Consider the following 9,109-nt stretch of genomic DNA (forward strand, 5'->3'; position numbering starts at 1 on the left):
ACGCAAAACCGAACGCGAGGCCGGACGCAAAACCGAACGCGAGGCCGGACGCGAGGCCGACGGTGGGGCCCGACCCGGAACCGCCGCCCCTCAGTCTCGTGAACGGCGCTTGCCGGCGCCCCGCCGGTTCCGCCGCAGCCGGTCGGGGACCCGCAGCCGCCGGTGGATGCTCTCGCGCAGCCGCGGCAGCCAGGGCAGCCGGTCGCCCTGCTCCCGTGTGGCCCGGTCCAGCTCCTCCAGAAGACGGCGCGAGCGATGCTCGGTGTCCAGCTCGTCGAGCATGCGGTTGACCTCGGTCAGCACCGCGCCGTGCAGCTGCCACTGGCGGGCGTCGTGCTGGAGCTGCTCCAGCAGCAGCTGGGCGAGTTTGTCGCGGGTGGCCGCGGCCTGCCCCAGCTGGGAGGTGAGGCGTTCCTCGGCGGACTCGGCGTTCTCACTGACGTGCGTGGTGACCAGCACCGCGAAGCTGACTACGGCGTCGGCGATCTCCGACAGCAGCCGCTCCAGGGCGGCGCTGGTATCCGCCGGGAACAGCGCCGCCGGCTCGCGCTCCTTCGTCAGGTCGGTGAGGGTGCGGGCGAGGACCCTCAGGACGACCGTGCAGATCTCCAGGGTGTCCAGGCCGGTGCGCAGGACGACCCGGTGCAGCACACCCTCGCGCACCCGGGGGTTGAGCCGCAGGCTGTCCTCCGCCTGCCGCAGCGCCGCGTCCACCTCGACGATGTCGTGGTCCAGCCGGCGCGCCTCGTGCAGCCGGGCGGCGGCCTGCTCGGAGGGCATGCGGCCGGCGGCCTCCTCGCCGATCCGCAGCATCAGCTGCCGTACCCGCCGGGCCAGTCCCTCGATGGACTCGCCGGCCTCCTCCACCCATACCGGGGGCGGCAGCAACAGGTTGATGCTGAGTCCGACCACGGCGCCGATGAGGGTCTCCAGCACGCGCGCCCAGGCCGTGTTCCCGACCGTGGTGACGCCCAGAACCAGCATGGCGCTGATCGCCACCTCGGGCACGTACTCGTCGACCCGCACCAGATGGCCGACGGCCAGCGCGGCCACGATCAGCAGCCCGAGGCTCCACCAGGTCAGGCCCACCAGCAGACTGAAGGCGATGGCGACGAGCACGCCCGCGACCACCGCGTTGACCCGTCGTACACCGTTGGTGAGCGTCGCGTACAGGGTGACCTGGACGACCAGCAGCGCGGTCAGCGGCGCCGTGAGCGGGGCGGCCTCGGGGCTGAGGTGCAGCGCGATGACGTAGGCGATCGTCGCGGCCGCGGAGGATCGGAAGGCCTGGACGACCGCCGGTTCCCGGTGACGCCGCACGAACCGCAGGAGCGGTGCGGCACGCTCACGTACATCACGCATCCCTTGGCCAGTTCCCGTTCCTCACCTGCCTCGAACGTTTCTCCCGTCACCCACTTCGAACGGAGGCGCAGAATGGAGGCGCAGAACGGAGGCGTCCGCGCGAGCGGAGAGCCCCGGACCTACTCGAACAGCTTGTCGACGAAGGCGGACAGGTGGCCCGTCGTCCGCGCGATCTGCTCCTCCAGGGTGAGGCTCTCCTCGAACCGGCTCCCCGACTCCGGCACCTTCCTGCCGCGCACATAGAGCGAGCAGGCCAGGTCCGTGCACATGTACAGGCCCACGGAGTTGCCCTCCCGGCCCGCCGCGCCCGCCTTGCGCGCCGTCATCAGGGAGACGCCGCCGCCGGGATGGGTGGTCAGGCACAGCGAGCACATGCTGCGATGCAGAAAGCCGCGCTGCGAGGCCGGGAACCGCAGGGTCACCCCCACCGGTCGCCCGCCCCGCTCGGTCACCAGGTAGCTCCGGTCGGGCGCCCCCGGATCCCGCCACCCCAGAAAGTCCAGATCGCCCCAGGGCCGAGACCCCAGATCCCGAGGCACCGCCAACCGCTTGGCCTCCCCCTTCGAGCAGTTCACGAAAGAGTTACGGATGTCCTGCTCGGTGAGTGTTCTCATCGGGGAAGTCTCCTGAGTCACGCGGCCCGCGATGCTCGGCGGCCGGGTCGACCGTTTCCTTGGGGCTCTAGGTTATGACCTAAGAGTAGAGGGTGCTGTCGAGAGAGGGCCAGCCAATTACCATCAGGTCACGCCTCGCACTCCTCGGCTCCACGGCGTCACCCCCGCACCGGATGCGCCCCCTGCCAGGCCAGTCTTCGGTCCGCGTCCTCGCCGATGTGGGTGAGGAACTCGTCCAGGGCCAGGAACTCCTCCCAGGGCGGGTGGCCGCCGGCTCGGGAGAGGGCGGTCACCACCAGGTCCTCCAGGTCCGGCAGTCGTTTGTTCTTCCAGGCCTTGTCGGCGAGGCTCACCAGGAGATCCTCGATGCCCGTCTCCGTGTCCCAGCCGGCGTGGCCGGCCGCGAAGCGGGCCAGGTCCGGGGGTATGCCGCGGGCCAGCAGGAGGTCGCGGCCGGCCTCCTCGTGCCGGGAGCCGGGGCCGGACAGTTCGGCGGGGTGCAGGGTCTTGCCCACGTCATGGGTGGCCGCGCCGAACAGCACCGCCCCGCCGTCCACCGCCAGCTCCGGGCGGTGCGCGCCGACCCAGTCGAGGAGCTGCGCGGCGACGTCGTGCACCGCCCGCAGGTGGGCCACCAGCCGGGGCGGCGCACCCACGTCCCTCAGCAGGCCGGCCACCGCCGCGGGCAGCGGCCGTAGCGGCGGATCGTACGTTTCGTCCAGTGCGATCGACAGCGGGCTCGGGCCGGTGGTCATCGGGACAGGGTAGGCAGTCGGTGGGGCCGGCCTGGCCCCGTCTCTTAGCTCACATCGTGAACTAAGGGTTGGACGAATGTCGCGCGGACCCTGCCCGCACAGGTATGTTGCAGGTCGGGCAGGGTTCTAAGGGGGCCGACATGGCGGAGCGCAACGGGCGTACGGTACGCGATCTCAGGCGGGCCAACCGCACGGCCGTCCTGCAACGGCTCTACTTCGACGGCCCCCTCAGCCGCTTCGAGCTGGGCCCCGTCACCGGCCTCAGCTCCGGCTCGGTCAGCAATGTCGTCGCCGACCTGGTCGCCGACGGGCTCGTGGAGGAGGCCGGCAGCGTCGACTCCGACGGCGGCCGCCCCCGCACCCTGCTGCGCGTCGCGCCCGCCAGCGGCCACATGATCGGCGTGGACGTCGGCGAGACGCGCGTGCGTGTCGAGCTGTTCGACCTCACGCTCACCGAACTCGCCCGCGCCGAACGCCCCTTGGAGCAGCGCCGGTACGAGGTCGAGGGCATCGTCGGCCACATCCGCGACGGCATCGCCCAGGTGCTCGACGCCGCGGACATCGCCCCCGAGCGGCTGCTCGGCGTCGGCATCGGCGTGCCCGGCATCGTCGAGCGCGGCCCCGAGCACGGGGCCGTCGTGCACGGCCAGACGATCGGCTGGGACGCCGTCCCGCTGGAGGAACTGCTGCGGGCGGGCTCCCCCCTCCCCGAGAGCGTCCCGTACTTCATCGACAACGGCGCCAAGACCCTCGGCCAGGCCGAGATGTGGTTCGGCGGCGGCCGAGGGGCCCGCAACGCCTGCGTCGTCCTCTTCGGCTCGGGCGTCGGCGCCTGCCTCGTCACCCCCGACGTGGAGAACGGCCGGGCCGTCGAGTGGGGACACCTCACCGTGCGGGTGCGCGGGCGCCGCTGCCGCTGCGGGGCGCTCGGCTGCCTGGAGGCGTACGCGGGCGCCGAGGCGCTCCTCGACCGCTGGCGCGAGGAGGGCGGCGAACCACCGCGGGACACGGACGAGGAGACCGCGCTCACCGCGATGCTCGCCGCCGCCTACCCGGCCGACGGCGCCGCAGCCGACCCGGTCGCCCTCGCCGTCCTGGAGGAGACCGCCGAGTACCTGGGCGCCGGCCTCTCCGACCTGATCAACCTCTTCCAGCCCGAGCGCATCCTCATCGGCGGCTGGGCCGGCCTCCAGCTCGGCACCCGCTTCCTGCCCGCCGTACGCCGCCACGCCACCGCGTACGCGCTGCGCCACCCGGCCGAGAAGGTCACCGTCGAACTGGGCCGGCTCGGGCCCGACGCGGTCACCGTGGGCGCCGCGATCCTTCCGCTGGCCGACTTCTTCTCCCGCGGCGGCCGGCGCCCCGAGCCTCTCGCCGCGGGACCGGCGCCCGCCTGGCGCACCGCGCTGGAGGAACGCGCCCCGCACTGAGGTTTCGTCGTTCACCCCGGAGGTACTCGCGTCCGACCGCGTGCGACACGACCTCGAAGGGAGGACGTCGTGGTGGACCATCGCCTCGAAGGACCCGGAGAGAACGGCACGCCCGTCCCGCGCGACCTGCCCGACCAGCAGGCGCACGCGGGCGAGGACCCCTGGGAGGTCGCCCCCGCGAGGGCGGCCGAGAACGCCGGCGAGGACACCGGCTCCGCTGACACGGACGACTCGTCCGACGCAGACGCTGACACGGACGACTCGTCCGACGCAGACGCAAAGGCAGAGGCTGGCGCAAAGGCAGACGCCGACGCCGACGCCGCCCCGGACATGGACGTCCCCGACACGGACGAGGCGGGCACGGGCCGCCAGGGTGCCCCCCGCGCGGCCACCGTCAACCCCGCTCACCCCACCCCCGACGAGTCGACCGGCTGACCCGGGCCCTGGCGCCGACGGTCCGGCCTCGCTGCCCGTCCGCTTTCGCCCGTCAGCCCACCCTGCGTCCGCGCATCGGCTCCGTCGGGGCGCCCGCGCCGGCGCGGATCCCGTGCAGGAACTCCTCCAGCACCTCCGTCGCCGTACGCTGCGGGCGCCAGCCCAGTTCGACGCGCGCGCGGGTGCAGTCCATCAGCGGGAGGCGCAGGACCGCGTCGAAGAGGTGCGGGGAGGCGGGCAGCAGGCGCATGCCCCACGCGGCGGCGATCGCCGAGCGGGCCGCCGTCCGGGGGACTCGCACCGGGCGGGCGTCGAACATCTTGGCGAGCAGCTCCGCGTCGAGGGGCGGGTCGGCCGCGAGGTTGAACGGCCCGCGCACCTCGGTCCGCACGGCGAGCCGGTACGCCTGCGCCGCGTCCTCGGTGTGCAGCGCCTGCACCCTCAGCCCCGGCACGTCCGGCAGGAACGGCAGCAGCTCGGGCCGGGCGACCTGCCCCGGCAGGAACCGGCCGCCGAAGATACGGCGCTGCTCGCTCGCGGACTCCCGCTTGAACAGGAACGCCGGCCGCATCCGCACCACCCGAGTCCTCGGGTGATCGCGCTCGAACGTGTCGAGCGCCCGTTCCAGGTAGGCCTTCTCCCGGCAGTACGCGGCGTCCGGCCAGCCGTGTGTGGGCCACGACTCGTCCACAGCGCGCTCCCCCTCCGGCCCCGGCGAGTACGCCCCGACCGACGAGGCGTGCACCAGCGCCGGCACGTTCGCCGCCGCCACCGCCTCGAACACCCGCAGGCTGCCCAGCACATTGGTCCGCCAGGTCACCGCGGGATCGTGCGTCGGCTGGAACGCCCACGCCAGATGCACCACCGCGTCCGCGCCCTCGAACACACCGGCGAGACCGGCCTCCTCGGCCCCCAGATCGACCGTCGACCACTCCGTGCCGGGCGGCGTCCGGTCAGGGAACCGCCGGGCGAGCCCCACCACCGACTCCACCTAGGGATCCTCCGCCAGCAGCCGCACCGCACTCGTGCCGACATTGCCGGTCGCCCCGGTGACCACGACCCTCTTGCCCGACCCGCTGCTCACCTTCGACTCCTCTCACCGCCACCGGCTGGGGCGCGACGAGTACCCCCGTTCGACGCGGGCCACGCGAACACCGGGGGCGGGCCGCAGGGGGTGCGGAATGTCACCGTATGAGCGGGAGAAAAGAGGAAGCCCCGGCCGTGACGGGGGAATCACGGCCGGGGCGGTCCGGGTGTGGGTGCGGATGGCGGTCGCCTCTCGGCGAAAGGCTCCACAGGGCTTCAGCCGAACGATCGTCCCTGTGGGCAAAAGGTGAGGCCCGGGGACACTGTCCCATCCACACCCACGGTCTGTTCAACGGCGAACCATCAGTGGGTGTTCCCCGCTCCGCCGCGGCCCCCGGTGATCTGTGTCACCGGGGGCCGCGGTCCGCCTCGCGGGCGGCGGGGAGGAGCTCGGCCCAGAGGTTCTCCGCCTGGAGCAGCAGCGTCCCCAGGACCGCCGTGTGCGCCGCGCCCCGTGCGGCGTGGTCACGCAGGCTGTCGTGGAGGCGGTGCCGCAGTTCTTCCAGTTCCGTCGGCTCCGTCGGCCTTTCCCGACGGTCCGTCGCGGCGCCCCGGAGCCGTTCCGCCTCGGCCCGGCAGGTGCGGCCGAGGAGTTCGAGCAGGCGGGCGTACGTCCGCAGGGCCGCCGCCTCGGGCGGGGCGGGCGTGCGGTCGCCGTCGGCCGCCACGGCGAGCGTGCGGGTGAGGGCCGCGACATGGCCGGTGACCCGGCCCCAGCGGCCGTCCTCCGACTCCGGCGGCACGTCCAGCGGGATCCGGTGCAGCGCGCGCAGCGGGCCGGAGGTCAGCCGCAGGCTCTCCCGGCTCCAGCCGCGGGCCGAACGCAGCCCCTCCCGCCGCCGCTCCAGCCGGGCGGAGGCCTGCGACCACCGGGCGGCCGTCGCCGTGTCCCACTCGCCCTCCCACAGCCCGCCCGCGACCGCGTCCAGCGTCTCGCCCGTCTCCCGGGCCAGCGCCACCAGGTTCTCCCGTACGTCTCGCAGATGCACCGGCGGCAGCACCAGCGCGTTGACGGCGACCCCGATCACCGCTCCGAGCGCCGCCTGCCCGACCCGGTGCCCGACCGCCGACGCCGACACCGCTCCCGAGGCCAGGGTGAACACCGCCGTGGTGGCCGCGTACACGCCCTGGTCGCCGAACCGCGGCCAGTTCGCCAGCAGCATCAGCGCCGGCAGGGACAGCGCCAGGGCGCCCAGGGTGTCCCCGGTGACGGCCTGCGCCCCGGAGGCGAGCAGCGTTCCCGCGCAGATCGCCGTCCACTGCTGGGCGGCCTGCCGCAGCGAGCCGTACACCGTGGCCTGTACGAGGAGCAGTGCCACCCAGGGCGCCATCAGGGCCATCGGATCGCCCAGCCAGCGGTCCGCGACCAGCCAGGCCAGCAGGGCCGCCCCCGCCGCCTTCAGCGACTGCACGACCAGGTCCCGTTCCCGGCCGGGCCCGGCGCCGGCCGCCCGCGCGGCCCTGGCGACGGCATCCGCCTCCCGCCGTACCGCCTCCGTCATCCGTGTCCCGTCGCGGAACCTCATGCCAGCGGGCTGTCCTCCAGGCCGGCCAGCAGGGCCGCCGGGTCGGCGTAGACCGCTTGGGCGCCCGCCTCCTCCAGGTCGGCGCGCGGGATGCCGCCGCACAGCAGCGCCACGCACCGGACGCCGGCCCGGCGGCCCGCCCGCATGTCCCACACGGTGTCGCCGACGAACACTGCCCGCTCGGCGGGCACCCCGGCCAGCTCCAGGGCGTGTTCGACGGGCTCAGGGGCGGGCTTTCCCTCCTCGACGTCGTCCGCGCTCGCCGTGGCGGTGATGGCCTCGTCGGCGTCCAGGGCGCGCCGCAGCGCCGACAGCTCCGCGCCGCTCGCCGAGGTCGCCAGCACCACCCGGCGGCCGTCGCCGTGCAGCCGTCGCAGCAGCGCGCCGGCGTCCGCGAATGCGGGCAGCCGGTCGAAGTACTGGCCGTACAGGGCCTTGTGCGCGGCGCTCAGCGCGGAGTCCTGGTCCTCGTCGCGGTCCTCGCCCAGCACATGGGCGATCAGGTCGGTGGAACCGAGGCCGATCGCCCGGTGCACGGCGTGCATGGGCACGTGGTGTCCCCCCTGGCGGAAGGCCTCCCACCAGGTCACGACGTGCAGGTGGTTGGTGTCGACGAGGGTGCCGTCGACATCGAAGACGGCGGCGCGTTCCATCCGGGGTCCGTCCTTTCGTCGGCTCGCGTCGCAACTCTTGTGCGCGAGGCCCGCACCGAGTACCACGCCGACCGCCCGTCACGCCCGTCGCACCATGCCCGTCACACGACGCCCGCCGGTACCCGGCCCTCCCGCGTCCAGGCCAGCAGGTCCTCCAGCGGCCAGGTGGTCACCACCCGCTCCGGCGGCACCCCGCACTCCTCCGCCCGCTCACAGCCGAGGATCTGCCAGTCCAGTTGTCCGGGCGCGTGCGCGTCGGTGTCGACCGAGAACAGCACGCCCGCCTCCACGGCCCGGCGCAGCAGCCGCCGGGGCGGGTCGAGCCGCTCGGGCCGGCTGTTGATCTCCACGGCCGTGCCCGACTCGGCGCAGGCGGCGAACACCTCGTCCGCGTCGAACAGCGACTCCGGCCGCCCCCGCCCGGTCACCAGCCGCCCGGTGCAGTGGCCGAGCACGTCCGCGTGCGGATCGCGTACGGCGTTCACCATGCGGCGCGTCATCGCGCGGGCGTCCATGCGCAGCTTGGAGTGGACGGACACCACGACCACGTCGAGCCGCTCCAGCAGTTCCGGCTCCTGGTCGAGGGAGCCGTCGTCGAGGATGTCGCACTCGATGCCGGTCAGCAGCCGGAACGGCGCCCAGGTCGCGTTCAGCTCCGTCACCACGTCCAGCTGCCGGCGCAACCGGTCCGGGGACAGCCCGCGGGCGACCGTCAGGCGCGGCGAGTGGTCGGTCAGCGCCGCCCACTCGTGTCCCAGCGCCGCTGCCGTCCGGCCCATCTCCTCGATGGGGCTGCCGCCGTCCGACCAGTCGGAGTGCAGATGGCAGTCCCCGCGCAGCAGTGCCCGCAGCCGCGCGCCGCCGCCGGTGAGCGGCTTGCCGACCTCTTCCTCCAGCTTCTCCAGGTAGGCGGGGGCACCTCCGGCGAGCGCCTCGCGCACCACCTGCGCGGTCTTGGGGCCGACCCCCTTGAGGGACTCCAGCGTCCCCGCGTCCGCTCGCTCCCGGATCTGCCCGGCGGGCAGCCGCGCCAGCACCCGGGCCGCCGTACGGAAGGCGCGCACCCGGTAGGTCGGCGCCAGGGACCGCTCCAGCAGGAAGGCGATCCGGTCCAGGGCCTCGACGGGTTCCATCGCCACCTCCTGGCTCCAGGGTTCCCCACCCGCGCCGGGCCCGCACGACGGCGCCGCCGGTTTGTCCGGCACCCACCCGGGTACTGCGACGTCCCGTCGACCCCACGTCGACCCC

At 74.0% G+C, this 9,109-nt stretch carries 8 protein-coding genes and 1 pseudogene; 2 read left to right on the forward strand and 7 right to left on the reverse strand.

Going from position 1 to position 9,109, the window contains the following annotated elements; genetic code table 11:
- Positions 1–90: 90 nt before the first annotated feature.
- The 3 genes from BZL64_RS35825 to BZL64_RS35835 all read right to left on the reverse strand — a co-directional run bounded on the left by BZL64_RS35825 (position 91) and on the right by BZL64_RS35835 (position 2,731).
- A complete protein-coding gene (locus BZL64_RS35825) occupies positions 91–1,362 on the reverse strand; it encodes an aromatic acid exporter family protein (RefSeq protein ID WP_086773220.1) in 1,272 nt (423 codons plus the stop codon).
- 119 nt (positions 1,363–1,481) lie between these two features.
- On the reverse strand, positions 1,482–1,976 hold the full coding sequence (locus BZL64_RS35830; RefSeq protein WP_086773221.1) for an FBP domain-containing protein: 495 nt from the start codon (positions 1,974–1,976) through the stop codon (positions 1,482–1,484).
- Between the two features lie 158 nt (positions 1,977–2,134).
- The gene (locus tag BZL64_RS35835; RefSeq protein WP_086773222.1) at positions 2,135–2,731 is read right to left on the reverse strand and encodes an HD domain-containing protein; all 597 of its coding nucleotides are present in this window, start codon (positions 2,729–2,731) and stop codon (positions 2,135–2,137) included.
- Positions 2,732–2,871: 140 nt separating this feature from the next.
- Between BZL64_RS35835 and BZL64_RS35840 the strand changes: the two genes are divergently transcribed.
- Both BZL64_RS35840 and BZL64_RS35845 read left to right on the forward strand, forming a co-directional pair.
- Positions 2,872–4,161: an ROK family transcriptional regulator gene (locus tag BZL64_RS35840; protein ID WP_086773223.1), complete on the forward strand. Its 1,290-nt coding sequence runs from the start codon at positions 2,872–2,874 to the stop codon at positions 4,159–4,161.
- Positions 4,162–4,230: 69 nt separating this feature from the next.
- On the forward strand, positions 4,231–4,596 hold the full coding sequence (locus BZL64_RS35845) for a hypothetical protein (protein WP_086773224.1): 366 nt from the start codon (positions 4,231–4,233) through the stop codon (positions 4,594–4,596).
- Positions 4,597–4,648: 52 nt separating this feature from the next.
- Here BZL64_RS35845 and BZL64_RS35850 read toward each other — a convergent pair.
- The 4 genes and pseudogenes from BZL64_RS35850 to BZL64_RS35865 all read right to left on the reverse strand — a co-directional run bounded on the left by BZL64_RS35850 (position 4,649) and on the right by BZL64_RS35865 (position 8,994).
- Positions 4,649–5,680 (reverse strand): annotated as a pseudogene (locus tag BZL64_RS35850) (SDR family oxidoreductase).
- Positions 5,681–6,029: 349 nt separating this feature from the next.
- Positions 6,030–7,208 (reverse strand): FUSC family protein, encoded by a 1,179-nt coding sequence (locus BZL64_RS35855; RefSeq protein WP_086773225.1) that lies wholly within the window; start codon positions 7,206–7,208, stop codon positions 6,030–6,032.
- The gene (locus BZL64_RS35860) at positions 7,205–7,861 is read right to left on the reverse strand and encodes an HAD family hydrolase (RefSeq protein ID WP_086773226.1); all 657 of its coding nucleotides are present in this window, start codon (positions 7,859–7,861) and stop codon (positions 7,205–7,207) included. Before BZL64_RS35860 ends, BZL64_RS35855 begins: the two co-directional genes overlap by 4 nt.
- A 101-nt stretch (positions 7,862–7,962) precedes the next feature.
- Positions 7,963–8,994 (reverse strand): PHP domain-containing protein, encoded by a 1,032-nt coding sequence (locus BZL64_RS35865; RefSeq protein ID WP_086773227.1) that lies wholly within the window; start codon positions 8,992–8,994, stop codon positions 7,963–7,965.
- Positions 8,995–9,109 lie beyond the last annotated feature (115 nt).

Source organism: Streptomyces bobili (assembly GCF_002154575.1).
GTDB classification, from domain to species: Bacteria; Actinomycetota; Actinomycetes; order Streptomycetales; family Streptomycetaceae; genus Streptomyces; species Streptomyces bobili.

Coding starts and splice junctions, on each gene's coding strand:
- BZL64_RS35865 (WP_086773227.1), bottom strand. CDS start 8,994: ATGGAACCCGTCGAGGCCCTGGACCGGATCGCCTTCCTGCTGGAGCGG.
- BZL64_RS35825 (WP_086773220.1), bottom strand. CDS start 1,362: ATGCGTGATGTACGTGAGCGTGCCGCACCGCTCCTGCGGTTCGTGCGG.
- BZL64_RS35830 (WP_086773221.1), bottom strand. CDS start 1,976: ATGAGAACACTCACCGAGCAGGACATCCGTAACTCTTTCGTGAACTGC.
- BZL64_RS35835 (WP_086773222.1), bottom strand. CDS start 2,731: ATGACCACCGGCCCGAGCCCGCTGTCGATCGCACTGGACGAAACGTAC.
- BZL64_RS35860 (WP_086773226.1), bottom strand. CDS start 7,861: ATGGAACGCGCCGCCGTCTTCGATGTCGACGGCACCCTCGTCGACACC.
- BZL64_RS35855 (WP_086773225.1), bottom strand. CDS start 7,208: ATGAGGTTCCGCGACGGGACACGGATGACGGAGGCGGTACGGCGGGAG.
- BZL64_RS35840 (WP_086773223.1), top strand. CDS start 2,872: ATGGCGGAGCGCAACGGGCGTACGGTACGCGATCTCAGGCGGGCCAAC.